This window comes from Halorubrum hochsteinianum (assembly GCF_023702125.1).
Taxonomy (GTDB): Archaea; Halobacteriota; Halobacteria; order Halobacteriales; family Haloferacaceae; genus Halorubrum; species Halorubrum hochsteinianum.
In genome coordinates, this window is the sequence record NZ_CP098415.1 from 2,127,292 (window position 1) to 2,152,642 (window position 25,351).

The window sequence follows — 25,351 nt, forward strand, 5'->3', positions numbered from 1 at the left end:
CGAACCCCGGCGTATGACCACGCGCGAAGTCGCCGGATTCGAGCTGCGGAAGGTGCGCGAACACGTCTGGGAGCTCCCCCGCGAGGGCGACATGAACGTTCCCGCGCGGGTGCTCGCCAGCGAGTCACTCTTGGAGGAGATCGGCGGGGACGACACCCTCCAGCAGCTCCGCAACGCGACGCACCTCCCCGGGATCGCCGCGCCCGCGCTGTGCATGCCCGACGGCCATCAGGGGTACGGGTTCCCGGTCGGCGGCGTCGGCGCGATCGACGCCGAAAACGGCTGTATATCGCCCGGAGCGGTCGGCTACGACATCAACTGCGGCGTCCGCATGGTGCGGACGGACCTCACCTACGACGACGTGCGCGGCCGCGAGGAGGAGCTGGTCGACGCGCTGTTCGAGGCGATCCCCTCGGGGCTGGGCGGCGGCGGCGTCATCGGCGGGACCGCGGACGCGATCGAGGGGGCCTTGGAGCGCGGCGTCGAGTGGGCCGTCGAGGAGGGGTACGGGGTCGAGAGCGACCTCGCGCGCTGCGAGGACGAGGGCCGGCGGTCCGATGCCCGCCCGGAGTACGTCTCCCAGAAGGCGATGGACCGCGGCCGGAATCAGATGGGGTCGCTCGGCTCGGGGAACCACTTCCTGGAGGTCCAGCGCGTCACGGACGTGTTCCGCGAGGAGGTCGCCGCCGAGTACGGACTTGAGGAAGACGGGATCGTCGTCCTGATCCACTGCGGGAGCCGCGGGCTGGGCCACCAGACGTGTAACGACTACCTGCGCCGGATCGAGCAGGAGCACGGCGACCTGCTCGACGACCTGCCGGACAAGGAGCTGGCGGCCGCCCCGGCGGGGTCGCAGCTGGCAGAGGAGTACTACGGCGCGATGGGCGCGTGCATCAACTTCGCGTGGGCGAACCGCCAGCTGATCACCCATCAGGCCCGCGAGACGTTCGGCGAGGTGTTCGACGCCGACCCGATCGAGGACCTCGGGATGGAACTGCTGTACGACGTGGCGCACAACATCGCGAAGAAGGAGACCCACGAGATCGGCGTCGACGCCGAAGGGAATCCGGCCGTCGGCGACGCGGTCGCCGACCGCGAGGAGCGCGAACTGTACGTCCACCGCAAGGGCGCGACGCGGGCGTTCCCCGCGGGCAACGCGGACGTGCCCGAGGTCTACCGCGGCGTGGGGCAGCCGGTCATCATCCCGGGGAGCATGGGCGCGGGCTCGTACGTCCTCCGGGGCGGCGACGAGTCGATGTCGGTGTCGTTCGGCTCGACCGCGCACGGCGCCGGTCGCCTGATGAGCCGGACGCAGGCGAAACAGGAGTTCTGGGGCGGCGACGTTCAGGACGATCTGGAGGACGGCCAGCAGATCTACGTGAAGGCGCAGTCGGGCGCGACCATCGCCGAGGAGGCCCCGGGCGTCTACAAGGACATCGACGAGGTGATCCGCGTCAGCGACGACCTCGGCATCGGCGACAAGGTCGCGCGGACCTTCCCCGTCTGTAACATCAAGGGCTGAGCGGGCGGCGGTTCCGAGAGTCGGTCAGAGGCGCATGCCGCCGTCCACGTCGAGTATCTCCCCGTGGACGTGGTCGTTCTCGATCAGGTAGCGGACGGAGTCGGCGACGGTCGCCGGGTCGCAGGCGTACTCCGGGAGGTGGGTGTCGACGTTCTCGTGACCCCGGAACTCGATCGATTCGAGGTGGTCGAGGATGACCTCGTTGAGGTCTGTCTCGACCGGGCCGGGCGCGACTGCGTTGACCTGAACGCCGTCCGGGCCGAGTTCCCGGGCCAGCGCGCGGGTCAGCCCGTGGAGGCCGGCCTTGCTCGCGGCGTACCCGGCGTCGACGGTGCCGAGCGTGCCGCCGACGCTGGAGAGGAAGACGACGTCGCCCCCGCTCTCGCGGAGGTGCGGAGCCGCCGCGCGGGTGACGCGGAACGCGCCCGAGAGGTTGGTGTCGATCACCGACTCCCAGGCCTCGTCGGTCGTCTCCTCCAGCCGGTTCGGTCGCGCGATGCCGGCGTTGTTGACGACCGCGTCGAGCGAGCCGAACTCGTCGACGGCCGTCTCGATCAGTCGGTCCGCGGCCGCGCTCTCTCTCACGTCGGCCCGAACCGTCACGGCCTCGCCGCCCGCGTCGCGGACCCGCCGCGCCGTCTCGGCGGCGGCCCCTTCGTCGGACCGGTAGTCGACGACGACGTCGCGTTCGGCGAGTTCGACCGCGGTCGCTCGCCCGATGCCCCGACTCGCTCCGGTGACTACGACTGCCATGCCGCTACGTGGAATTACTAGTTGATACCACTAACGAATACCCGCGGTCGGTCGCCTCAGCGCTCCCGCTTCGCCTCCCGTCCGAGGTGGTCCTCGACGGCGGTGACCTTGTCGGCGGCCGACGACTCGCTCGTCCGCTTGTCGTCGATCTTGAGGACCGTGGAGACGCGGTCGCCGTCGACGGCCTCGTGGGCGGCCGCCGCGGCCGCGAACAGCGTCTCCGCGTCGTCGGCCTCGATGACGGTCCCCATCGGGTTCGTCTCGTAGCTCACGTCGAACTCGTCGAGCGCGGCGACGGCCTTCGCGACCTCCCCCGCCATGCTCTCCTCGATCACCGGCGCGACGCTCAGCATCGCGATCGCTGTCATGGATGTGAGTGCGTGAGGCGGTTACTTAAGCGGTCGCCGCGATCCGGACTCGTCCGCATACGCTTGCGATCGGTGCTGTTGGGATTCTGCCACTAACGACAGCGGGATCTCCGAATCCCTAGCCACTCGTCGATACCCGGTCTCCGACTCGAACACGACCGCCGGAGCCCCAGCCGCGAGGACTCGATGCGCTCGCTGTCGTTCGAGACGCCTTCGGCGTCTCGTGATGTCGTCAGAACGCTTCGCGTTCTGACTGCTAGCCAGAAATCTCCGATTTCTGGCGATGACGAGAGAGCTTCGGTCTCTCGAACCACGGTCCTCAGTCGTTCGCTCCGCTCTCCCTGCGGTCCTTCGGTCGCGCGTCTTCGCCCTCGCGGCTGCCCCTTCGAGTCCCGGCCCCGCCCCGCACAGCAGCGCACCTCACGCCTCCCCAGCCTCGCGGCTCACGGCTTCGCCGTTCGCCGCGTCCCTCGCACGCGCTGTCTCGCGGTCGCCGGGGGCGACCGCTCGCAGGCGCGCGCCATCGGGGAGAATCGGTCGGAGCAAATCGCCTGGAGCGATCACTCCAGCGCGTCTTTGAGGAACGACAACTGGTGACCGATCGCGCCCTCGAAGTCCGCGCCGAGCACCGAGAAGTGGTCCGCGGGCATCGAGACCACCGTGCCGCGGTCGAGTCGCTCGCCGGCCGCCGCGACCGCGTCGGCGTCGACGATGGCGTCGTCGGTCCCGGCCAAGAGGAGCGTCGGGGCGCTGATCTCGTCGAGGCGCGTGACGGGTCGGTAGCCGACCAGTCCGAGCAGCGACCGCGCGGGGGTCTCGTTGCGCCACGCCGAGTCGCGGTCGACCAAGTCGATGTACTTCCGCTTCGTTCCGGGCTCCGTGATCGCCGCGAGCTCTTCCGTCCCGCCCACGAGGGGGACGGTGCGGCCGCGACCGAACCGGTCGCCGATCCGGTCGCGGAGTCCCGCGGCGGCGGCGCGCGCGAGGTACCGTCCGCCGCGTCGCAGGGCGATCGCGCGCCCGTCGAGCATCGGGACGAGGCCGACGACCGCGTCGACGTCGCGGCGCTCCGCGGCGAGCGTGAGGACGTGCGCCGCCGACAGCGACGCGCCCCACAACACGAGGTCGTCGCCGACGGCGTCGACCCGGTCCGCGCGGTCGATCGCGGCCGCGTACGCCGCGCGCTGCCGGGCGAGGTCGACGTGCTGCGAGTCCCCGTCGGAGTCGCCGAACTCGGGGTGATCGAAGAGGAGGGCCGCGTAGCCCGCGTCGGCGAACCGCTCCGCGACGGCGGGGTAGCCGAACGTGCGCGCCGCGCCGAGCCCGGGAGCCATCACGACGACCGGGGGGTCGTCGGGGTCGCCGCCGGGCAGGTACAGCGTCCCGCGACAGGTCGCGCCGTCGACGTCGAACGCGACCGCGCGCGTGGCGAACCGCTCGCGGGCCGGGCGCGACAGCCGTCGCTGCGCCCGGTTGACCGGGTTGCGGCGGGTCACCGGTCGGCCTCCTCGTCGGTCTCGGGAGCGTCCGGGGCCCCGCCCTCGGTCTCGTCGCCGGGCTCCCCTTCGGTCTCGTGACTGACGGTGTCGAGCACGCGGGCCGAGAACTCCGTCTCGGAGATCTCGTAGCTGTTGAGCGCCTCGAACCAGTCCGCTTCGGCGTGCCACGTGCCGAGGACGTCGCCGGGGGACCGAACGACCGTGCCCTCAACGCGGACGGGCTCCCACTCGTCCGCCTCCGCCCGGTCGATGAGCGCGTTGAGCGCGCGCCCGATCTCGCCGCGGTGAATCTCGCGGCCGGGGAACGCCGTCATGTACGTCAGCTCCAGCGGGTCGCCGGGGTCGATCGATTCGACGCTGACGCCGTAGCTGCGGAGCGCCGGCTCCACGTCGGCCGTCCGCTCGTCGCCGGTCATACCTGATCCGTCGGCGGGGCGGGATAAATCGGTACCGGCACGCGACGGCGACGCGACTGGAGAACGAGCGGAACGAGCGTCGAACGAAAGCCGCGGACGGGGGGTCCGGTCGCCCGAAGGCGACCGGAAGTGGGTTGTCAGAGGCACACGATTTTCCCGCGCGGCCAATTGTCGCTACTCCGCGAAGCGACATAAACGCTCGGGCCGGGGACCATTTATCCCGCTCCCGCCCCTTTGTCAGGTCAAATGCTCACCGCGGCCGTGACGGCGCTGAAGCGAACCGACGACGCCGCGGGCGTCATCATCGTCGGCGGGGTGGTGACCCTGCTCGCGTGGGCCCTGACGCCGCTGTGGCTCGCCGGCGTCCTCTTCGTCAGCCCGGTGTTCCTCGTCGCGACCCCGGTCGCGCTCGCGCCGTGGCTCGTCGTCCGCGGATACTTCGTCCGCGTGACGCGCCACGCGGTCGACGCGGGGACCGCGGCGGACGCCCCCCCGCTCGTCGCGTGGGGGGAGTTGGTCCGCGACGGGCTCAAGTCGGTCTTGCTGTCGGCGGCGCTGCTCGCGCCGCTCGCGGGCGGGCTCGCGGTCGTCGTCGGTGTGGCCGCCGCGCTCGTCGCCGGCCCGGTCGCCCCGACATCGGTCGCGGCCGACGTGGAATCGGCGCTCGGACCGAACGGACCGACGGTCGTCGCCGCGGTCGTCGGCGCTGCCGTCGCCGCGCTCGTCGGCGCGTACCTCCTCGCGTTCGCGTACGTCCGGCCCGCGGCGCTCGCCGTGTTCGCGGCCTCCGGCCGGCTCAGGAGCGGCCTGAACCCGCGGCGGGTGGTCGGCGTCGCCGCGACCGGTCCGTACGCCACCGGATGGACGCTCGGCGTCGCGGCGCTCGCGGTCGGGACCGCCGTCGCCACCCCCGCGATACCGCTGGTCGTCGGCGTCGCGGTCGCGTTCGCCGTCCGGGTCGTCGCCCACGGCCTCTACGGACGCGGGGCCGGGAGGTCGATGGCCGGAGGGCCGGGAGACGGGAGGGCGACGGGGAACCCAGGCCCGCGGTCTACCGACGCGCCGGGCCGCGGCGACGCCGAGGGCGACAACGGACGCGACCTCGCCGACAGCGGACGCGGCGTGTCCGGTCGCGGTCCCACCGCTGATCGCGGGCGCGACGGCCCGCCGACGCCCGTCGTGTCCGGCGACGGCGGCCGACCGGTGCGGGACGAGCCGCCGGCCGCGGTTCAGGTCGGTCGCGCGGTTCCGGTCGACGGCGACCGCGACGCCGGGGGAGACCGTTCGGACGCCGACGGCGGCTTCGAGTGGGGGCCGGCGCTGGACGACCCGGAAGACAAGGGTTGATACGGTCCCGAGCGAACCCACGGCCATGCGCATCTCCGAGCGGAGGTACGGCGAGGAGGGCCGGGAACGGCTCACGCTCGTCCCCGAGAACGTCGACGACCTCTGGCACCTCGCGCACGTCCTCGAACCCGGGGACCTCGTCGAGGGCGACACCACGCGACGGATCCAGCGGAACGACGACCAGATGCGGGACACCGGCGGGCAGCGCGAGCACATCTTCGTCACGCTGGAGGTCGAGGACGTGGAGTTCGCGCGGTTCGCCAACCGCCTCCGCGTCTCGGGCGTGATCGTCGGCTGCTCGCGGGAGGACCAACTCAACGCCCACCACACGCTCAACGTCGAGGAACACGACGAGATCACCGTCGAGAAGCACTTCAAGCCGGACCAGACGGAGCGACTGGAGGAGGCGACCGAGGCCGCCGAGAACCCCGACGTGGCCATCGCGACCGTCGAGGAGGGGGCCGCGTTCGTCCACACGGTCCAGCAGTACGGCACCGAGGAGTACGCCTCGTTCACGAAGCCGACCGGGAAGGGCGAGTACTCCCGGCCGCGCGAGGAGCTGTTCGCCGAGCTCGGCGACGCGCTCGCGCACCTCGACGCCGACGCCGTCATCCTCGCGGGTCCCGGCTTCACCAAGCAGGACGCGCGCGACTACGTCGACGAGGAGTACCGGGACCTCTCCGACCGCGTCACCACCGTCGACACCTCCGCGGCCGGCGACCGGGGCGTCCACGAGGTCCTGAAACGCGGCGCGGTCGACGAGGTACAGAAGGAGACCCGCATCTCGAAGGAGGCGAACCTCATCGACGAGCTGACCGAGAACATCGCGAAGGGCGCGAAGGCGACGTACGGGCCCGAGGACGTGGCCGAGGCGGCCGAGTTCGGCGCGATCGAGACGCTGCTCGTCGTCGACGAGCGGCTCCGCACCGAGCGCCAGAACGACGGCGACTGGGAGATCGACGTGAACGAGGTGATCGAGTCGGTCGAACAGCAGGGCGGCGACGTCGTCGTCTTCTCCTCGGAGTTCGCGCCCGGCGAACAGCTGTCGAACCTCGGCGGCATCGCCGCGATCCTCCGCTACCGGCTCCAGTGAGCCACTAACAGCCGGGCTGGGGTGGCGCGTGCCTGTGAGCGGTCGCCGTCGGCGACCGCGAACAGCACCGCGCGAGGGAGTCGGCTAGCCGGAGCGAAGCGGAGGCTAGCCGACGAGGCTGGGGCGGTGTGAGGCTGCGGTGCGGGGCGGGACTCGAAGCCCCAGTCGGGAGGCCGGCGCAGGCGACGCGAGCACCGCAGGGAGTGAGCGGAGCGAACGACCGAGGAGCGCGGCGAGCGTGCGCCGGCCTCCCGACTGGGGCTTCGGGGGTGTTCGTGCCTATCAGCGATTTATAAATGACTACGTACGGCCGGGCGGCTGGGGCTTCGGCGGTCGGCGTTCTCTGGGAGAGTCAAACTATTCACGACGAGAACGGTCACGAACAGCGGCCGTGACCTTATGAGAGCGCGTCGTCAACGTCGGATCGATGGCGGACCGATCCGGCGGCGACGAGGCCGTCTCGACGACCGCCGACCGCGAACGCGCCGACGACGCCGGCTCCGTTTCCGACGACCCCGTCCCGGACGACGTCGACGCGGGCGTCGACGAGGAGGTGAAACGCCGGCTCCGCGAGGCGTACCTCAACGACGAGGAGAACGTCCTGATCGTCACGCGGGTGCGCTCGGTCGGCGACCGCGTCGTCGTCGAGATGCGCCCGCCCCACGGCGACGCCACGCACACCGAGCGGTTCGACGCGCCCCGCGACGGGTCGCTCCAAGAGTCCGAGGCGTTCCTCGACTTTCTCGATGCGGCCGGCGTCTCGCCGCTCGACGTCGACGAACTCGTCGGCTCCCGCGTCCCCGCGACGTACGACCCCGACGAAGGGTGGCGGGTCGACGCCGCGTTCCGCCCCGAGTCGACGGCGGACGGCGGAAACCGGTTCGCGGACGCGCGCGAGTGGCTGTGGACCTACCGGACGTGGCTGCTCGCGGCGCTGCTCGTCGGCGGCGAACTGGCGTTCGTCGCCGTGATCATTCTGGTGTACGCGTGAGTTCAAGACGGCGACGACCCGAGGCTCACAACACTCGGAGTCGGTATCCCTCGGCCGCGGTCTTGTCGGTGACCCGACCCGTTTCGAGTCCCACGTCGAGGATCTCGGCGACGAACTCCTTGGGGACCTCGACGCCGATGAAGTCCGTCCCGTCGCGCGCCGTCGTCAACCGCGCCATCGTTCGCGTCGTCCCGTCATCGTTGTAGATGCTCCCGACGCGCTCGCCGTCGTGGAGGAACCGAAGCGTCACGTCGGTCGGTTCGAGCGCGTCGAAGCGCACCTCGAACACCCGGTCGTCGTCCTCAAGTCGCGCCAGAACGTCCCCGTCGTGTTCGACCACTGTGGTCTCCATGCGTTTCCTTCGTGCTCGACGCTCATAAGGGCGGGAGCGACGGTCACGACCCGGGGTATCGGTCCGGATCGCCGGCGTCAGGGTTACCCGATGGCCGCTCGTGAGGCCGCGACGCCGACAAACAGCGACACTCCGATCAGCGGGGGTGTCGCTCCCGCTCGCTGGGAGTCGCCCGCCGTACGCCAGCGCCGGTCCGATCGCCGTCAACAGGGGAATGACCGCGTTTCCGTGGGATATCTACTTCCCCCAGAAGGGGTCCCGCTTGCGACGCGTCTCCAAGTAGCCCTGAAGCGCCTCGCGCTCGTCGGCGGTGATCTCCTCTTTCAGCTCCTGTTCTAAGATCTTCGCGTGCTTCTCGGGCACGTCGGTCCAGAGCGTGTCGCCCTCCTCGATGTCGCGCCCGACGGTCGGCCCGTCGATGGCGATGCTGACGCGCTCGCCCGAGCGGGCCTCGTCGACGTCCTCGCCCTGCTTTTGAATGCCCGAGAGGCCGCCGACGCGCTCGAACTCGTTGCCCTCGAAGTAGCCGACGTTGCGGTTGTTCTGGAGCGTGCCGGAGATGATCTCCACGCCGACGACCGCGGGGTCGTTCTGGCGGAACGTGTGGTCGGGGAGGATGCGGAAGCGCGCGGGCCGGACCACCTTGTCCAGCACCGTCTCCTGTTGCGCGCGCTGCTTCTCCTCGACGTAGCGCTCGTAGTCCTCGACCAGCTGGTAGATGACCTCGTTTTTGAACAGCTTCACGTCCGCGTTCTCCAGGTCGGACTCCGCGTTCTGGAGGAGGTCGACGTTGAACCCGAGGATGGCCTTGTGCTCGTCCTGATTCGCCGTCTCCGCGACGGCGATGTCGCGGGGCGCGATGTCGCCGACCTCGGCGCGCAGGATGGGGACCTCGGCCTCGCGGAGGGCGTTCGCCATCGCCTCCAGCGAGCCGAGCGTGTCCGCCTTGACGACGACGCCGTTCTCCGCGGTGTCGACCTCGATCTCCGCGAGTTCCGCCTTCACCTCCTCGACGACCTCGTCGACGGTGCGGTCGCGGACCACGCGGACCGGCGCGCCGGCCATCGCCTGATCGAGGTCGGGCGCGGCGATCTTCACGCCGGCCGCGGCCCCGATCTCGCCGACCTTCTCGAACTCCTTCTCGGTGCGGATCTCCGCGAGCGGGCGCGGGCGGAGCAGCGCGCGGACCTCGGTGACGATCGGCTCGTTCTGCCCCCCGACGACGATCTGATCGCCGTTGCGGATCACGCCGTCGTAGACGACGGTGTCGACGGTCGCGCCGAACCCGCGCTCGTCTTTCACTTCGAGGACCGTCCCCTCGCCCGGCCCCTGAACGTCGATGGCCATCTCCTCTTTCATGAACCGCTGGGAGAGGCCCATGAGGACCGTCAGCAGGTCCGGGACGCCCTCGCCGGTGAGCGCCGACAGCGGGACGACCCCGATGTTCTTCTGGAAGTCCTGGACGCGCCAGTAGAGGTCCGCGGAGAAGCCGGCGTCCGACAGCTGGCCGATGATCTCGTAGAGGTTCTCGTCGAGCATCGACTTCGCACGCTCGGACTGCGCGTCCATGCTCTTTTGAATCGGTTCGCCGTCCTGTGGGTTCCATCCGGGCGTCGTGTCGACCTTGTTGGCCGCGACGACGAACGGGGTCCCGGTCCGTCGGAGGATGTCGATCGCCTCCTCCGTCTGCGGCTGGAAGCCATCGTTGACGTCGACGACCAGCACCGCGATGTCGGCGAGCGCGCCGCCGCGGGCGCGTAGCGTCGAGAAGGAGTGGTGGCCGGGCGTGTCGATGAACAGCAGGCCGGGCAGATCGAAGTCCGACGGGTCGATCAGCTCGCCGGCCATCCCGGAGATGGTGTCGAGCGGGATGTCCGTCGCCCCGATGTGTTGGGTGATCGCGCCGGCCTCGCCCTCGCTGACGGCGGAGCCGCGGATCGTGTCGAGCAGGCTCGTCTTGCCGTGGTCGACGTGGCCCAGCACGGCGACGATGGGGGTTCGCAGGGTGTCCGCGTGTGTGTGGTCGGTCATATGTGATCGCCCCGAGAAGGTTATACCGTCCGTTCCGCCCGGCCGTCAGTTAAGCCTTTCAAAATGCCGCGACGAACCGAGCCGGAGAGCACGGGCTCCGTCCGTCGTCCGTCCGACGGCCCGTGGCGTTTAATACCGTCGCCCGGGACCGTGCGGGTATGGTCGACATCCTCGCGGAGAACCTCTCCGGGAAGGCGGTGATGAGCGCCGACGGCACGGAGCTCGGGGACCTGTACAACATCACGATGAACCTCGAGTCCGGCGAGCTGAACCACCTGCTGGTCAGCCCGCACGAACAGCTCAGGCCCGGACGCGTCGACTTCGACGTCGACGAGATGGGGCGGCTCCGGGTACCGGTTGCGAACGTGCAGGCGGTGAAAGACTACATCGTCGTCGCCCGCTGATGGAAGTCCTCGACTCGTCCGCGTTCATCCGCGAGTACACCACCGACGACGACGTGGTCTCCATCCCGGCGGTCCACGAGGAACTCACCGGCGAGGTGGCGCTCCGCTTCGACGCGATGGAGGGCTCCGGGATGACGGTCCACGTGCCCGCGCCGGAGGCGGTCGACCGGGTCCGCCGCGCCGCGAAGGGTTCGGGCGACGCCGCCGAGCTGTCCGACACCGACATCCGGCTGATCGCGACCGCGCTGGAGCTTCACGCGACGCTCGTCACCGACGACTACGCGATGCAGAACGTCGCCGAACGGCTCGACCTGCCGGTCGAGGCCATCGCCCGCGACGGCATCTCCGAGGAGCGGGAGTGGCGCTTCCAGTGCGTCGGCTGTAACCGGACGTTCGACGAGAACAAGGAGCGCTGCCCGATCTGCGGGAGCGACCTCACGCGCAAGAACCCCGCGTGAGCGGTCGGAGTCGAACGTAACTCCGCACGGAACCGATTCTGCGTGTGACCGAGTCTCCGCGCGCCAGCCGATCGCACGCGACCGACCGATTGAACAGGCGGCCCGCCGACCCTCGGACGTGAACGCCTTCGAGGATCTCTCGCCGGACGCGCTGCGCGACGGACGGGCGGACGCGATGGACGACGCCGTCGCGGCGGCGCTCGCCGCGCACCCGCTCGACGGAGTCGAGACCGAGTACCCGCACTATCAGGGGGTCGTCGAGGGGCCGGAGGCACCGCCGCGCCCCGCGGAGAAACACCCCGTCTTCTACGGCTGTTTCGACTGGCACTCGGCGGTCCACAGCCACTGGGCGCTCGTTCGCGCGCTGCGGCTCGTTCCCGATCACCCCGACGAGACCGCGATCGAGACGTCCATCGACGAGCGGCTGACCCCGGAGAACGTCGCGAGCGAGGTCGCGTACCTCGACGAGAATCCCGCCTTCGAGGAGCCGTACGGCTGGTCGTGGCTGCTCCGGCTCGCCGCCGAACTCCGCCTCTGGGACGACCCGCCCGCCGAGGCGTGGGGCGAGGCGCTCGGCCCGCTCGAAGACCGGGTCCGCCGCGGAGTCCGCGAGTCGTTCCTCGACGTCGACCGCCCGCAGCGCGTCGGCACGCACGGCAACACCGCGTTCGCGCTCGCCGGCGTCCTCGACTACGCCCGGGTCGTCGGCGACGGCGACCTCGAATCCGAGACCGAGGCGACGGCGCGCCGCCTCTACGCCGACGACACTGCCGCGGTCGTCGGCGCGGAGCCGGTCGGGTGGGACTTCGTCTCGCCCGCGCTGACCGAGGCGGACCTCATGCGGCGCGTCCTCGACCCCGACGCGTTCGCGGCGTGGCTCGACGAGTTCCCCCCGGGCCTCACCGGGCCGCCGCACGACGCGCTGCTCGCGCCCGTCGACGTGGAACCCGAGGAGGGCGACGGCGCGGCGATGCACCTGATCGGACTCAACGTCTCCCGCGCGTGGTGTCTCGCGGGGCTGGCGGACGCGCTGGCCGGGCGCGAGGGAGCGGCGGCCGACCGCCTCCGAGCGCCGCTGGACGACGCGGCGCGCCGCCACGCCGAGGCCGGGGCCGCGGACGTGCTCACCGACGACTACGCGGGGTCGCACTGGCTCTCCTCGTTCGCGCTGTACCTGTTGACGCGGAACGCGGGCGGGATCGCGCCCGGGGCGGCTTAGCCCGTCTCCGTCGGCTCCGGGGACTCGCCCTCGACCGGGGCGGCCGGGTTGGGCTCGGCGACCCCGAGGGCGTCCTCGGAGAGGTCGCTGCCGTCGAGCCGCGGGACGCGCTCCCGGAGGCGGGAGGCGGCGGCGCGGGCCTCGGCGAACTCCACCTCGGCGAGCGCCCGGACCAGCGCGGCGGCCCGCTCGGCGCGCGCGCGCTGCCACGACTCCTCGCGCGACTCGTAGGTTCGGATCGCGCGCAGGAAGTCGGCCTCGGAGAACTCCGGCCAGTAGGGCGCACAGAAGTAGACGGCCGCCTCGTTCCCGTTGGCGTGCCACGGGAGGAAGTTGGACGTCCGCTCGTCGCCGCCCGTGCGGACGATCAGGTCAACGTCGCGGATCGGCCGGTCGTACAGCCGGGACTCGACGGTCTCGACGTCGACCGCCTCGGGGTCCGTCTCGCCGGCGGCGACCTCCCGAGCGACGTCGCGGGCGGCGTCGAGCAGCTCGGTCCGGCCGCCGTACGCCAAGGCGACGTTGAGCGTGAACCGGTCGTTGCCGTCGGTGCGCCGCTCCGCGTACTCGACCGCGTCGCGGACGCGGGGCGGGAGCCGAGGCACGTCGCCGATGGCCCGGACGCGCACGCCCTGTTCGTGAACGCGGTCGGCGTCGGCGAACTCCCGGAGCTTGCGCTCTAACAGGTCGAAGAGGGGTACCAGCTCCTCGTCCGGGCGCTCGAAGTTCTCGGTGGAGAAGGCGTAGAGGGTGAGCTCCGAGACGCCGAGGTCGGCGCACCAGTCGAGGACGCGCTCGGTGGTGTCCGCGCCCGCGCGGTGGCCGTCGGGGGCGTCGTCGCCGCGCTCGCGCGCGTACCGACGGTTCCCGTCCTGAATGACGGCGACGTGGTCGGGGACGTCGTCGATCTCGCGGCGCAGGTGCCGCCCGTACGCGCGCTCGACGACGCCGCGGAGCCGGTCCAGCATTCACGTTAGTCCACCGGACCGAGGGATATGTACTTTTACTCTCGGGTCCCGCGGCCCACACGCGATGGACGCCGCCTACGTCTTCCGCGTCGAAGTCCGGTTCGACCCGCCTGAGGCCGCCGTCGACCCCGACCGGTTCGAGACGACGATGGAGATCCCCGCGAGCGAGCCCGGCACCGACGGGTGGCTGTTCTTCCGCGACCGCCTCTGGCGCGGCGAGATCGGGGACAAGCCGTCGTTCCGACAGCTGGCGGACGCGCGGCTGGGACTCGCAGACGCCCCGGGCGTCGAGGTCGTCGCCGCCGACTTCCGCGAACTCCGCACCGACGAGGCGTCGCTCGACGCGCTGAAAGAGGCGATCGCGACGGACCTAGCCCGTTTCAACGCCGACTCGGTCGACGAGGTCCTCCACAAGTACCTCGGGTCGTCGGTTCACGTCCGGGAGTGACGGGGCGAGACCGGGACCGAATTTATAATCGCTCGCGGCGGCCTGTCCGGTATGCGCCCTCCCTCCGACGGAACCACCGAGACGCTCTCGGAGACGGCGGACCACGCGGTCGGAACAGCCGGTCACGAGGCCGACGGCGACGCGACCGACCGCGACGCCGCCGAGTACGACGCCGCCGACCGCTACTGGATCGTTCGAAAAGCGGTCGAGGATGCCCTGATGAACGTGTTCTGGACGATCGCCCTGTTCGGGTTCGGTCTCGCGCTGCTGGCGGGGGGCGCGCTCGCGCTGATCGGTGACGGCGGCTCACCGGTTTCGGTACTCGTCGCGGTCGCCCTGATCGGTCTCGGCGTCGGAAGCGTCGCCGTCGCGCTCGACGTGCCGCTCCCGTTCTTGAGCGCCGACTGAGCGTTTTGAACCGCTTCGGTGCCGCTTCACAACCCACTTACCCGGTGCCACCGAAGTGATCTCGAATGCGTCCCGCCGACTACGACTTCCACCTGTTCGACCTCGACGGGACCCTCGTCGACGCCGAGTGGGAGTACACCCGAACGGTGTTCGACCGCGTCGGCGACCGGCTGGGCCGCGAGTTCTCCGACCGGGAGGCGTACGTCCTCTGGCACGGGCTGGGCGGCCCGCGCGGCGAGACGCTCCGCGAGATCGGCGTCGACCCGGACGCGTTCTGGCCGGCGTTCCACGCCGTCGAGGACCCGGTCGCCCGCGCGGAGGCGACGTACCTCCACGACGACGCCGCGCGCCTGCTCGACCGCGTGGCGGAGGTCGGCGGCCCCACCGGGGTCGTCACCCACTGTCAGGAGTTCCTCGCCGACCCCGTCCTCGACCGCGTCGGCCTCGACGGCCGCTTCGACGCGGTCGTCTGCTGTACCGACGAGACCGGGTGGAAACCTGACCCGGACCCGATCGAGGCCGCGATGGAGTCGCTCGGCGTCGACCCCGGTCGGCACCGCGGCTACTACGTCGGCGACGGCGAGAGCGACGTGGCGGCCGCGTGGAACGCCGGCCTCGACGCGGTCCACGTCGAGCGCGTCGGCCACGAGGACCGCGGACGGTGCGTGCTCGGCGACCGACGCGTCGGCGGGCTGGACGAGCTGGTGGACCCGACCTGAGCCGCCGCCGCGCGCTCGACGGTCGCGCCGCTCGCTCGGTCGCCCCTACGACCCGGCCGGAGCGCGGAACCGCTCCTTGCCGCACTTCGGACAGCGCTCCACGACCTCGTCCGGGCCGGCCGCGCCGTTCCGATCGGTCGCTCCGCGCGGACCGGCCACCCCGTTCGAACCGGCCACTCCGTCCGAATCGGTCACCGCGTCCGAACCCGTCGCTCCGTTCCGGTCGATCACCACGGCGCGTCGCTCGTACCGGTGCCGGCAGACGAGACGTCGGATGGTCGCGCGCATATCGATCCGGGCGACGATCGCGAGTGAAGAATGTTCCGTAGAGACGTATTTATACACATAATACGATTCGTTCGTGTGCTTATCACCTAGAATAGTGTTCAAACAGACACTCTATTCGAGTAGAGAGAAGTGATTGTAATTTCAGATATCAGATTCAGACACTCTCGGCCGCCCGGGACCGAAACCGTCGTGAGGCGTCGGCCGAACCCGTCCGTATGACGAAGTGGTTCCACAGCGGCCGCCGCCGCGACCTCTGCGCGCTGCTGTACGACCACGGCGAACTGCGCGCGCAGTCGGCGAAGAGCCGGCTCGAATCGCACTACGACGAGCGGATCGACCCCGGCTCCTTCTACGGCACCCTCTCCGCGCTCGTCGAGAGCGGCCACCTCGACCGGCGGACCGAGGGGATCGCCGACGTGTACGCGCTCACCGAGGCGGGCGAGGCCGCGCTGCTCGACCACTACGGGTGGCTCGGCGAGCGGATCGACGACGGCGAGCGGATCGACGACGGCGAGCGGATCGACGACGGCGACGGCGACGGCGGCGACGGCGACAGCGGCGGCGACGACGACGGGCAGGCCCCGGAGGGCGACGAGCCGGACCTCAAGGATTAACAACTTCTGCGGCGTGGCTTAATACATGACAGTCGTCAGCGTCTCCATGCCCGAGGAGTTGCTCGAACGGATCGACCAGTTCTCCGAGGAACACGGCTACACGGGCCGCAGCGAGGTCGTCCGCGAGGCGTCCCGGAACCTCCTCGGCGAGTTCGAGGACGCGAAACTCGAGGACCGCGCGCTGATGGCCGTGGTGACCGTCCTGTTCAACTACGAGACGACGAGCGTCGAGGAGCGGATGATGCGGCTGCGCCACGAGCACGAGAGGATCGTCGCGTCGAACTTCCACAGCCACGTCGGGTCGCAGTACTGCATGGAGCTGTTCGTGCTGGAGGGCTGCCTAGAGGAGATCTCGACGTTCGTTGGAAAGGTGCGCGCGACGAAGGACACGCTCACCGTCGATTACAGCGTCACGCCGGTCGACGAGTTCGGTGCCGGCGCGCTCGGAGAGGGCGGCGCGCATGCCCACGGCGGGCGCGGGTCGGCGGAGGACGCCGAGGACGCGTCCGCCGGAGAGGGCCGAGCCGAGGGCGACGGGGACGACTGAGCCGGAGTCCCGCGTCGCTCAGGCGGTCTCGGGACGGACGGATTCGAGCGCCGCGTCGAAGTCGTCGTCGGTGATCCCGACCTCGTCGGCGTGGTCGTTCGCGGCCTCGCCGTGCTCGTCGGCGACGCGCTCGATGGCGCGCATCGCGGCGGCCCGCGACAGGGCGGCGATCTCCGCGCCGGAGTACCCCTCCGTCTCGTCGGCGAGCCGCTCTACGTCCACGTCGTCGGCGATCGGCTTCTCGCGGGTGTGAACGTCGAGGATCTTGCGGCGCGCCTCGCGGTCCGGCTCGGGGACCTCGACGTGCGTCTCCAGGCGGCCGGGGCGGAGCAGCGCCCGGTCGAGCGCGTCCCGCCGGTTGGTCGCCGCGAGGACGACGAGGTTCGGGTTGTCGCCGGCGCGGTCCAGCTCCGTCAGGAGCTGCGAGACGACGCGCTCGCCGACGCCCGAGCCGTCGCCGCCGGCCGCGTCGCGGTCGGTCGCGACCGCGTCGATCTCGTCGAAAAAGACGATCGCGGGGGCCGCCTGCCGGGCGCGGTCGAACAGTTCGCGGACCGCTTTCTCCGACTCGCCGACGTACCGGTCGAGCAGCTCCGGCCCGGCGACCTGGATGAAGTTGACGCCGCTCTCGCCGGCGATGGCGCGCGCGAGCATCGTCTTCCCCGTCCCCGGCGGCCCGTGGAGCAGGACGCCGGTCGGCGGGTCAGCGCCCGCGGCGTCGAACAGCGGCCCGTACGAGAGCGGCCACGTCACCGCGCGTTCGAGCGCCGCCTTCGCGTCCTCCAAGCCGCCCACGTCGTCGAAGTCCGTCGTCGGCTGCTCGGCGACGTACTCGCGCATCGCGCTCGGCTCGACGTTCGCGTGGGCGGCCTCGAAGTCGGCCTTGCCGACGGTCACGTCGTCGAGCGCCCGCGCGTCGGACTCGCGCGCTCGCCGGAGGGCGGTCAGCGCCGCCTCCTGCGCGAGCCCCTCGATGTCGGCCCCGACGAACCCGTGGGTGCGGCTCGCGATCCGGTCCAGGTCAACGTCGTCGGCCAGCGGCATCCGCCGGGTGTGAACGTCGAGGATCTGGCGGCGACCCGCCTCGCCGGGGACGCCGATCTCGATCTCGCGGTCGAAGCGCCCGCCCCGGCGGAGCGCGGGGTCGATGGTGTCGACGCGGTTCGTCGCGCCGATGACGATCACGTCGCCGCGGGCGTCCAACCCGTCCATCAGCGAGAGGAGCTGGCCGACGACGCGGTTCTCCACGTCGCCGCCGTCGTCCCGTTTCCCCGCGATCGAGTCGATCTCGTCGAAGAAGATTATCGCCGGGGCGTCCTCGCTCGCGCGCTCGAACACCTCGCGCAGGCGCTCCTCGGACTCCCCCTTGTACTTCGACATGATCTCCGGGCCGTCGACGGTGATGAACGTCGCGTTCACCTCGTTGGCGACCGCGCGGGCGATGAGCGTCTTCCCGGTCCCCGGCGGGCCGTGAAGGAGGACCCCCTTCGGCGGGTCGATGCCGAGCCGGGTGAACACCTCCGGCTCCGAGAGCGGGAGCTCGATCGTCTCGCGGACCAGTTCCAGCTCCTCGTCTAACCCGCCGATGTCCTCGTAGGTCGCGCCCGCCGTGCGCTCCTCCGGCGGCGAGTCGCCGGCCTTCGGCCGAGCGTCGGTCCCGGGCGGCCCCGACCGGTCGCCGGGTCCCGTGCCCGGGTCGCTCCCGGCCCGTTCGGGGGCGTCCGCGGAGGCCGAAGCGGACCCCTCGTCGCCCTCGTACGCGACCGACACGTCCGTCGACGCGGTGACGCGGACGGTGCCCGCGGGGTCGGTCCGGGCGACGACGAACCGGAGGCCGCCGAGCCGCTCGACGTGGACGGCCTCGCCCTGCGTGACGGGGCGGTCGCGGAGCTCGCGGGAGAGCGCCCGTTCGATCACCTCGCGGCTCACGTCCACGTCGGCGAGGCGGCCGGGCGCGGAGAGGGTGAGGGCGTCCGCGTCGGCGACGTCGACGGGGGCGATCGTCACGGTGTCGCCGACATTCACGCCGGCGTTCGCGCGGGTGTCGGCGTCGATGAGGACGGAGCCCTCGGCGGCGTCGGGGCCGCCCGGCCACACCTTCGCGACCGCGGTGCGCTCGCCGCGCACCTCGACCGTGTCGCCGCTGAGGAGGGCGAGCCGCTTGCGGGCCGACTCGGGGAGCCTGGCGATGCCCCGGCCCGCGTCCCGCTTCTCGGCGGCACGCACCGTGAGCCGGAGCCCTGCGGTGTCGTTCATACGCCTCGTTCTCGCCGGCGGCTCTTTACGCTTGTCCGGCCCCCGGTGATCCGATCTCCGCTCGCGAAGACGAGGGGAGAACAGCCGGAGCGGTGGCGACGACTGTTTATAATGGCCGTTGCGGTGGCGCGTGCCTGCGAGCGGCGCGAAGCGCCGCGAGCCAGCACGCGCGAGGGAGTCGGTCGCCGAGCGGAGCGACGGCGACCGACGAGGTTGGGGAGGCGCGAGGTGCTGTCGCTGTGCGGTGCGGGGTGGGACTCGAAGCCCCAGCCGCGAGGCGGCGTTCGTCGTGGACTCGTACGGAACTAGTGATAGATCAACGGCCCTGTTGAAATCCTTAGAAATTGGTATGTGTCTGGTGTCGTGCTGAATATAGAGATTAGATTCAAAAAAAATTCATTTAGATGGCTGTAGATTACAATATATGCTCGTAGCGCCTTTTCTCTGGGCTGTTCCGTTGGTTAATAGTGCTCGACTGGAAGGATTTTGGGTAACACTACTTGGTGGGATTGTCGCGGCTTTTGGAGTACGAGCAGGCATAATCGGACTGAGCAGACTCATAACCGATATCCGGGAGTGTGACGACCCACCTAAAGCAAGAAAAATGACTCTTCGAGGGGAGATTGGGCTACTGATAACATTACTATTTGCTTATGCTACGATAATCGCTTTTCGGGACGTTATTTCTACCATCGTGTAGTGGGAGTACTGTTACAGCAGTGGTCTGATGAGTGTGCGCGTTGTATTCAGCACTCGGTTCCTATCAGATTTGAATGATTTCAACAGGGCCAGATCAACTGCTCGACCCGCTTCGTCGCAGCCCCACGAGTACCGACCGCAACCCCCTTCCCTCGGCCGCCCGCGATGACGGACATGCACCCGACGGGACACCTGCGCGACGGCACGGTCCGCGTCGGCGGGGACGCCCGCCAGCGCTTCTACGACGGCCGGGGATACGGGCGACCGCTCGACGGCAACGAGATCGCGCTCTCGCGGGTCGAGGCCGCGCACCTGCTGTTCCGCGGTGATCTCTCGGGGATCGAACTCGACGACACGACCGACGCCGACCCCGTCGGCTTCGAGCGCTTCTTCGTCGCGAGTGCGGCCGCCGTCGACCGCTTCGCGGTGCGGTTCCTCGTCTACTCGGACCTGCGCGACCGCGGCTTCTACCTCTCGCCCGCCCGCGAGCCGTGGCCGGGCGGCCGAGACGCCCCGGGCGACGCGGTCGACTTCGTCGCCTACGAGCGCGGCGAGACGCCCGACACGGGCAAGGTGAAGTACCCGATCCAGGTCGTCGGCGAGCGCGAGTCGATCGCGGCGAGCGGACTCGCCGGCCGGACCCTCGCCGTCGTCGACGAGGAGTCGGACATCACCTACTTCGCGGCCGAGGGCGGCGCGATCGAGGGGTCGACCGACTACGAGCCGCCGAGCGACCTGAGCGGCGTCCTCCTCGCGGACCGGGTCGTCGTCTGGGACGCCCCCGCGGACCTCCACGAACACGGGTTCTACGGCCAGCCGCTCACGGGGCGGGCCGCCGACGTAGAGGGCGCACTCCAGCTCTCGCTCGTCGAGGCCGCCTCGCTGGCGGCGGACGGCCGGCTGTCGGTGTCGGCGTCGGTGGACGACGCCGAGGCCGAGAGCGCGGACGCGACTCCCCGCGACGCCGCCGCCCGGGTCGTCGCCCGCGGCCGCGACGTGGAGGGCGAGCGGTTCGACCGCCGGCTCGCCGCGTACGAGCGGCTCCGCGCGGCCGACGCGGTCCCGAAGACCGGGTTCAAGTTCGGTGCGGACTTCCGGACCTACCTCGACGTGGAGACGGTCGAGGACCTGCCGCACTCGAAACACCTCGTGCGCGTCGTCGAGCCCGACCACCGCTTCTCGCCGCGAGAGCTCTCCCTCGACGTGCGGCTCGCCGGCGGCGTCCGCAAGGAGATGGTCTTCGCGCTGACGGCGGTCGGCGACGACCATCCCGCCGACGGCGGGAGCGAGGCGAGCGACGGGGGCGCGCGCGCCGACGCGGTCCTCGACGCCGACGTGGAGTGGCTCTCGATCGACCGACTGACGCCCTGACGCCCGCTCGAAGCGAACAGAAGCCTTTTTTGACGGCTCGCCGTGCCCGCACTCATGCCGCTGCCCTCCGCCTCAGAGTCCGAATCGAGCGCGTACGACATCTCGACCGTCGACCTCAGCGACGACCGCTACGAGGTGAAGCAGTCGATGGTGCGCAACAAGTACGCCGTCCGCGACAGCGCCGGGAACGTCGTCCTCCGCGGGAAACAGAAGCTGTTCAAGCTGAAAGAGGAGTTCCCGTTCGTCACCGGCGACGACGAGGACGCGTTCTCCGTGAAGGCCGGCGGCATCATGGACGTCGCGGGCAACTACGCGATCATCGACGCGGGGACCGGCGAGGAGGTCGTCGTGCTGGACGAGGACTACTCGCTGTTCGTCGAGAACTGGACGGTCCGCGACCCAGAGACGGGCGAGGCGCTGGCGACGATTCAGTCGAAGAACAAGCTCCTCTCGGCGCTCCGCCACCTCGTCGGCGCGGCGAACCTCATTCCGAACAAGTACGAGATATTCGACGCCGACGGCGGTCACGTCGGCGACATCGAAGGGAAGTTCTCGCTGCGCGACGAGTACACCGTCACCGTCGACGACGCGAGCGACGTGCCGAAGGAGGCGGTGATCGCCGCCGCGTGCGTCCTCGACGCCCTCGAGAACAAGTAGCGGCGGCCGGAGCTACTCCCCGCCCAGCTTCGACTCGCCGACCGGGTCGTGGCCCTCGATGACCTCGGTGCCGCCCATGTACGGGCGCAGCGCCTCGGGGACGGTAACGGTGCCGTCGTCGTTCTGGTAGTACTCCAAGATGGCGACGACGATCCGGGGGACCGCCAGCCCGGAGCCGTTCAGGGTGTGGAGGTACTCCGCGGACTCGTGGTGCTCCTCGCGGTACTGGATCCCGGCCCGCCGCGCCTGGAAGCCCTCGAAGTTCGAGACCGAGGAGACCTCAAGCCAGCGGCCGCCCTCCTCGGGCCCCTCGTCCATGTCGTCGCCGGGGGCCCACACCTCCACGTCGTACTTCTTCGCCTGCGTGAAGCCGAGGTCGCCGGTACACATCTCCAGGATGCGGTACGGGAGTTCGAGGCGGCGCAGCACCTCCTCGGCCTCGTCGACGAGTCCCTCGAAGCGGTCGTCGCTCTCCTCGGGCCGCACGAAGTTCACCATCTCGACCTTGTTGAACTGGTGGACGCGGACGATGCCGCGCGTCTCGGTGCCGTGCTCGCCCGCCTCCTGCCGGAAGTTCGGCGTGTACGCCTGATACTTCAGCGGGAGGTCCTCGCCGAGCAGGATCTCGTCGCGGTGGAGGTTCGTGACGGGCACCTCGGCGGTCGGGAGCAGCCAGAGGTCGTCGTCGTCGTACTCCTCCTCGTTGGACCCCTCGACGCGGTAGGCGTCCTCGGTGAACTTCGGGAGCTGCCCCGTGCCGCGCATCGATTCGGAGTTGACCGGGATCGGCGGGAACACGTCCTCGTACCCCTGCTCGCGGTGGACGTCGAGCATGAACTGGATCAGCGCGTGTTCGAGGTGCGCGCCGTCGCCCTTCGCGACGTAGAAGCCGCCGCCGGCGACCTTCGCGCCGCGCTCGAAGTCGAGGATCTCCAGTTCCTCGCCGAGGTCGTAGTGCGGAGTCACGTCGTCGGGGAGGTCGCGCAGGTCGTCGAACCCCTCGCGGCGGCGCTCGACGTTCTCGGACTCGTCCTCACCGACCGGCACGGACTCCTGCGGGATCTGCGGGAGTTCGAGCAGCGACGCCTCCAGTTCGCTCTCCAGCGCCTCGGCGCGCTCCTCGACCTCCTGAAGCTCCGATTTGAGCTCCTGCGACCGCTCGATCGCCTCCTGGGCCGCCTCCTCCTCGCCGGCCCCTTTCAGCTCGCCGATCTTCGAGGAGACCTCGTTGCGCTCGTGGCGGAGGTCGTCGCCGCGCCGTTTCAGCTCCCGCCACTCCTCGTCGACGTCGAGTATCCGGTCGAGGTCGACGTCGACGCCCTTGTTGTCGAGCGCCTCGCGGACGACCTCGGGGTTCTCCCGGACGAACTGTCGAGACAGCATTTGCGGGGAGTTCCGCGGGGCGACCCAAAACCGTATCGGAGCGTCGGCAGGGTGTCGCACGGTCGACCGCGAGCGCCGACGCTTCCGGCCGGGAGAAGGGCGGCGTCGCTTCCGGTCGGGGAGGGGTGTCGACGGCCGTCAGGGGAGTATCCTGAAGCTCGCGTACAGCATGAACAGCGCGAGGCCGGCGACGACGACGCCCACGACGCGCATCATGAGGATCCGCGTGTCGCTCGGTTCGATCGTCCCCGTCGAGCCGTCGGGCGAGCGCGTCTGCCACGAGGTCATCCGGCGGGGGAACGCCGCCATCGCCAGCGCGCCGCCGGCGACGAGGAGGGGGACGACGGCGAAGAACAGTCGGAAGGGTGCGAGGAACATGCTCGGAGGTACGACGCGATCCCGACGAAAACCTTACGCATCGGAGGGGTCTCCCAGCGCGCCGCGACCGGTTCGATCGCCGCTCAGTACCCGGTCGGGATCGGAATGCTGCCCTCAGTACCCGCCCGGCAGCGCCATACCGACCGCGAGTGCGACCAGGGGGACCGCGGCGAGGAACGCGTACCACAGCCCGCCGGCAAGGAGGATCGCCCACGTCGAGGGGCCGTACCCCGTCGGGTCCCAGTCGATCCCGAGGCGCGGAAGCCCGATCACGGCGACCGCGGGAGCGAGAATAATCGGCGCGAACCCGGCGAAGAGGGCCGTGAGGAGGAGCCCCTCCCTCCAGCCGGGACCGGCGGAGTCGACGAGCGCGACGGTGAGGACGACGCCGGCGAGGTACGGGGTCGAGAGCGCGACCGAGACGGCGACGAACGAGGGGAGGGTCCGGCCCGCCGGCGGGAGCGCGCGGAACAGGGACCGGACCCGCTCGACGGCGAGGAACGGGACGCACAGTCCCGCGGCGACGAGACCAAGGAAGAGAAACAACAGGAGCGTCCACAGCCAGCCGACGATCGAGTCCGCGGTCGCGGAGGTCACGAGCGGAGAGACCGCGAGCGGAGAGACCGAAGCCGAGAGCGACGGGAGGGCGAGGGGCATGCGAGTGAGGAGCCCCCGCGGGCGGCAAACCTCTTGTGGCGGCCTCCGGCGGTCCGCCTCCTTCTGGCGGCGTCCGGTTCCCTGTCTGTTCGAGCGGCCCGCGGCGCGCGCGGACGGGAACCACCAGCGTTTATCCCGCTCGCCGCGACCGGGGGACAAGATGCTCATCACGGGCGCGACGCTGGCCGACGGACGGGTACGGGACGTGCGGATCGGCGACGACGGGCGGATCGGCGCGGTCGCCGAGGGGCTGGACGCCGACGCCGGCGAGCGCGTCGTCGAGGCGCGCGGCCGACACCTCCTCCCGGGCGCGGTCGACGTCCACGTCCACTTCCGCGAACCGGGCGGGAGCCACAAGGAGACGTGGACCTCCGGCTCCCGCAGCGCGGCCGCGGGCGGGGTGACGACCGTCGTCGACCAGCCGAACACCGACCCGCCGACGGTCGACGGCGCGGCGTTCGACGAGAAGGCCGACCTCGCCGCCGAGTCACTCGTCGACTACGGGATCAACGGCGGCGTCACCGCCGAGTGGGACCCGGAGAGCCTGTTCGACCGGCCCCTGTTCGCGCTCGGCGAGGTGTTCCTCGCCGACTCGACGGGCGACATGGGGATCGACGCCGACCTGTTCGCGGACGCGCTCGACGAGGCGACCGCCCGGGACGTCCCGGTCACCGTCCACGCCGAGGACGCGACGCTGTTCGACGAGCGCGCCCTCGACGGGGACCTCGGCGGGGTCGGGACGGCCGCGGCCGCGGACGCGTGGTCGGCCTACCGGACCGCCGACGCGGAGGTCGCCGCCGTCGAGCGCGCGCTCGCGACGGCCGCCGAGCGGGACGCGCGGGTACACGTCGCGCACACCTCGACGCCGGAGGCGGTCGACGCGGTGACGGAGGCCCGCGGGGACGGCGCGGCGGCGACCTGCGAGGTGACGCCGCACCACCTGTACCTCTCCCGCGAGCGGGCGCGGTCGCTCGGCACGTTCGGGCGGATGAACCCGCCGCTCCGCTCCGAGGAGCGCCGCGAGGCGCTGTTCGCGCGGCTCGCCGACGGCGACGTCGACGTGGTCGCGACCGACCACGCGCCCCACGCGGTCGACGAGAAGCGGCGTGGGCTCGTCGACGCGCCGAGCGGCGTCCCCGGCGTCGAGACGCTGTACCCGCTGCTGCTCGAATCGGTCCGGACGGGAGAGCTGTCGTTCGAACGCGTCCGCGACGTGGTCGCCGCCAACCCGGCCGAGACGTTCGGACTCGACCGGAAGGGCCGGGTCGCCGAGGGGTACGACGCCGACCTCGTCTTGGTCGACACCGCCGACCCCCGGGAGATCGAGGCCGCCGCGCTCCACAGCGCCTGCGCGTGGACGCCCTTCGAGGGGCTCCGGGGCGTCTTCCCCGAACTCACGCTCGTCCGCGGCGAGGTGGTCTACGAGCGCGACCCCGCGACCGGGGCCGCGTCGTTCGGCGAGCCGGTCGGGCGGAACGTCCGGGACGCCTGAGTCCGGACGGCGA

General features: G+C 70.8%; 27 protein-coding genes. 15 read left to right on the forward strand and 12 right to left on the reverse strand.

What is annotated here, in order from left to right; all coding sequences use genetic code 11:
* Nucleotides 1-13: 13 nt before the first annotated feature.
* A complete protein-coding gene (locus NAF06_RS10765; protein ID WP_008583382.1) occupies nt 14-1,522 on the forward strand; it encodes an RtcB family protein in 1,509 nt (502 codons plus the stop codon).
* A 24-nt stretch (nt 1,523-1,546) separates the two neighbouring features.
* Here NAF06_RS10765 and NAF06_RS10770 read toward each other — a convergent pair whose 3' ends face one another.
* From NAF06_RS10770 to NAF06_RS10785, 4 genes are all read right to left on the reverse strand, one after another.
* Nucleotides 1,547-2,275 (reverse strand): SDR family NAD(P)-dependent oxidoreductase, encoded by a 729-nt coding sequence (locus tag NAF06_RS10770; protein WP_008583380.1) that lies wholly within the window; start codon nt 2,273-2,275, stop codon nt 1,547-1,549.
* A 56-nt stretch (nt 2,276-2,331) separates the two neighbouring features.
* On the reverse strand, nt 2,332-2,643 hold the full coding sequence (locus NAF06_RS10775) for an MTH1187 family thiamine-binding protein (protein ID WP_008583377.1): 312 nt from the start codon (nt 2,641-2,643) through the stop codon (nt 2,332-2,334).
* Between the two features lie 560 nt (nt 2,644-3,203).
* On the reverse strand, nt 3,204-4,139 hold the full coding sequence (locus NAF06_RS10780; RefSeq protein WP_008583375.1) for an alpha/beta hydrolase: 936 nt from the start codon (nt 4,137-4,139) through the stop codon (nt 3,204-3,206).
* On the reverse strand, nt 4,136-4,558 hold the full coding sequence (locus NAF06_RS10785) for a DUF8159 domain-containing protein (protein WP_008583373.1): 423 nt from the start codon (nt 4,556-4,558) through the stop codon (nt 4,136-4,138). The genes NAF06_RS10780 and NAF06_RS10785 overlap by 4 nt, the downstream gene beginning before the upstream one ends.
* A gap of 246 nt (nt 4,559-4,804) precedes the next feature.
* Between NAF06_RS10785 and NAF06_RS10790 the strand changes: the two genes are divergently transcribed.
* From NAF06_RS10790 to NAF06_RS10800, 3 genes are all read left to right on the forward strand, one after another.
* Nucleotides 4,805-5,905: a DUF4013 domain-containing protein gene (locus tag NAF06_RS10790; protein ID WP_008583370.1), complete on the forward strand. Its 1,101-nt coding sequence runs from the start codon at nt 4,805-4,807 to the stop codon at nt 5,903-5,905.
* A 25-nt stretch (nt 5,906-5,930) separates the two neighbouring features.
* Nucleotides 5,931-6,998 (forward strand): mRNA surveillance protein pelota, encoded by a 1,068-nt coding sequence (locus NAF06_RS10795; protein WP_008583367.1) that lies wholly within the window; start codon nt 5,931-5,933, stop codon nt 6,996-6,998.
* Between the two features lie 427 nt (nt 6,999-7,425).
* Nucleotides 7,426-7,989, forward strand: coding sequence for a hypothetical protein (locus tag NAF06_RS10800; RefSeq protein ID WP_008583365.1), 564 nt, complete (start codon nt 7,426-7,428; stop codon nt 7,987-7,989).
* Nucleotides 7,990-8,014: 25 nt separating this feature from the next.
* Here the strand turns inward: NAF06_RS10800 and NAF06_RS10805 are convergent, their stop codons facing one another.
* Both NAF06_RS10805 and infB read right to left on the reverse strand, forming a co-directional pair.
* Nucleotides 8,015-8,341, reverse strand: coding sequence for a hypothetical protein (locus tag NAF06_RS10805; protein ID WP_008583363.1), 327 nt, complete (start codon nt 8,339-8,341; stop codon nt 8,015-8,017).
* Between the two features lie 237 nt (nt 8,342-8,578).
* Nucleotides 8,579-10,372: a translation initiation factor IF-2 gene (gene infB, locus NAF06_RS10810; RefSeq protein ID WP_008583360.1), complete on the reverse strand. Its 1,794-nt coding sequence runs from the start codon at nt 10,370-10,372 to the stop codon at nt 8,579-8,581.
* 158 nt (nt 10,373-10,530) lie between these two features.
* Here infB and NAF06_RS10815 point away from each other — a divergent pair, with 158 nt between their 5' ends.
* The 3 genes from NAF06_RS10815 (at nt 10,531) to NAF06_RS10825 (ending at nt 12,453) form a co-directional block, all read left to right on the forward strand.
* Complete coding sequence (locus tag NAF06_RS10815) at nt 10,531-10,776, forward strand: PRC-barrel domain-containing protein (RefSeq protein WP_006628189.1); 246 nt, start codon at nt 10,531-10,533, stop codon at nt 10,774-10,776.
* Nucleotides 10,776-11,234 (forward strand): NOB1 family endonuclease, encoded by a 459-nt coding sequence (locus NAF06_RS10820; protein WP_006628190.1) that lies wholly within the window; start codon nt 10,776-10,778, stop codon nt 11,232-11,234. Before NAF06_RS10815 ends, NAF06_RS10820 begins: the two co-directional genes overlap by 1 nt.
* Nucleotides 11,235-11,352: 118 nt before the next feature.
* On the forward strand, nt 11,353-12,453 hold the full coding sequence (locus NAF06_RS10825; protein ID WP_008583356.1) for a DUF2891 domain-containing protein: 1,101 nt from the start codon (nt 11,353-11,355) through the stop codon (nt 12,451-12,453).
* Here the strand turns inward: NAF06_RS10825 and uppS are convergent.
* The gene (gene uppS / locus NAF06_RS10830; RefSeq protein WP_008583354.1) at nt 12,450-13,421 is read right to left on the reverse strand and encodes a polyprenyl diphosphate synthase; all 972 of its coding nucleotides are present in this window, start codon (nt 13,419-13,421) and stop codon (nt 12,450-12,452) included. The genes NAF06_RS10825 and uppS overlap by 4 nt on opposite strands.
* 64 nt (nt 13,422-13,485) lie before the next feature.
* Between uppS and lwrS the strand changes: the two genes are divergently transcribed.
* The 3 genes from lwrS (at nt 13,486) to NAF06_RS10845 (ending at nt 14,996) form a co-directional block, all read left to right on the forward strand.
* A complete protein-coding gene (gene lwrS / locus NAF06_RS10835) occupies nt 13,486-13,869 on the forward strand; it encodes an LWR-salt protein (RefSeq protein ID WP_008583351.1) in 384 nt (127 codons plus the stop codon).
* A gap of 51 nt (nt 13,870-13,920) precedes the next feature.
* Nucleotides 13,921-14,277, forward strand: coding sequence for a hypothetical protein (locus tag NAF06_RS10840; RefSeq protein WP_008583347.1), 357 nt, complete (start codon nt 13,921-13,923; stop codon nt 14,275-14,277).
* 65 nt (nt 14,278-14,342) lie between these two features.
* Nucleotides 14,343-14,996 carry an HAD family hydrolase gene (locus NAF06_RS10845; protein ID WP_008583345.1) on the forward strand — a complete coding sequence of 218 codons (654 nt, stop codon included), beginning with the start codon at nt 14,343-14,345 and terminating at the stop codon, nt 14,994-14,996.
* A gap of 45 nt (nt 14,997-15,041) precedes the next feature.
* Here the strand turns inward: NAF06_RS10845 and NAF06_RS10850 are convergent, their stop codons facing one another.
* Nucleotides 15,042-15,284 carry a hypothetical protein gene (locus NAF06_RS10850; protein ID WP_008583343.1) on the reverse strand — a complete coding sequence of 81 codons (243 nt, stop codon included), beginning with the start codon at nt 15,282-15,284 and terminating at the stop codon, nt 15,042-15,044.
* A 215-nt stretch (nt 15,285-15,499) separates the two neighbouring features.
* Between NAF06_RS10850 and NAF06_RS10855 the strand changes: the two genes are divergently transcribed.
* Entirely contained in the window at nt 15,500-15,898 is a 399-nt protein-coding gene (locus NAF06_RS10855) for a PadR family transcriptional regulator (RefSeq protein ID WP_008583342.1), read from the forward strand.
* A 25-nt stretch (nt 15,899-15,923) separates the two neighbouring features.
* Complete coding sequence (locus tag NAF06_RS10860; RefSeq protein ID WP_049908705.1) at nt 15,924-16,445, forward strand: CopG family ribbon-helix-helix protein; 522 nt, start codon at nt 15,924-15,926, stop codon at nt 16,443-16,445.
* A gap of 18 nt (nt 16,446-16,463) precedes the next feature.
* On the opposite strand, the gene NAF06_RS10865 is transcribed toward NAF06_RS10860, so the two are convergent.
* Nucleotides 16,464-18,701, reverse strand: a complete 2,238-nt coding sequence (locus NAF06_RS10865; RefSeq protein ID WP_008583337.1) for an AAA family ATPase — start codon at nt 18,699-18,701, stop codon at nt 16,464-16,466.
* Between the two features lie 873 nt (nt 18,702-19,574).
* Between NAF06_RS10865 and NAF06_RS10870 the strand changes: the two genes are divergently transcribed.
* Together NAF06_RS10870 and NAF06_RS10875 are read left to right on the forward strand one after the other, a co-directional pair.
* A complete protein-coding gene (locus tag NAF06_RS10870) occupies nt 19,575-20,771 on the forward strand; it encodes a tRNA-intron lyase (RefSeq protein WP_251106158.1) in 1,197 nt (398 codons plus the stop codon).
* A 54-nt stretch (nt 20,772-20,825) separates the two neighbouring features.
* Nucleotides 20,826-21,428, forward strand: a complete 603-nt coding sequence (locus NAF06_RS10875) for an LURP-one-related family protein (protein ID WP_008583316.1) — start codon at nt 20,826-20,828, stop codon at nt 21,426-21,428.
* Between the two features lie 12 nt (nt 21,429-21,440).
* Here the strand turns inward: NAF06_RS10875 and serS are convergent, their stop codons facing one another.
* From serS to NAF06_RS10890, 3 genes are all read right to left on the reverse strand, one after another.
* A complete protein-coding gene (gene serS / locus NAF06_RS10880; RefSeq protein ID WP_008583314.1) occupies nt 21,441-22,811 on the reverse strand; it encodes a serine--tRNA ligase in 1,371 nt (456 codons plus the stop codon).
* Between the two features lie 138 nt (nt 22,812-22,949).
* The gene (locus NAF06_RS10885; RefSeq protein ID WP_008583311.1) at nt 22,950-23,189 is read right to left on the reverse strand and encodes a DUF6199 family natural product biosynthesis protein; all 240 of its coding nucleotides are present in this window, start codon (nt 23,187-23,189) and stop codon (nt 22,950-22,952) included.
* A gap of 114 nt (nt 23,190-23,303) precedes the next feature.
* Nucleotides 23,304-23,846, reverse strand: coding sequence for a DUF8162 family protein (locus NAF06_RS10890; RefSeq protein ID WP_008583309.1), 543 nt, complete (start codon nt 23,844-23,846; stop codon nt 23,304-23,306).
* 160 nt (nt 23,847-24,006) lie between these two features.
* On the opposite strand from NAF06_RS10890, the gene NAF06_RS10895 reads away from it, so the two are divergent.
* Nucleotides 24,007-25,338 carry a dihydroorotase gene (locus tag NAF06_RS10895; protein ID WP_008583307.1) on the forward strand — a complete coding sequence of 444 codons (1,332 nt, stop codon included), beginning with the start codon at nt 24,007-24,009 and terminating at the stop codon, nt 25,336-25,338.
* Nucleotides 25,339-25,351 lie beyond the last annotated feature (13 nt).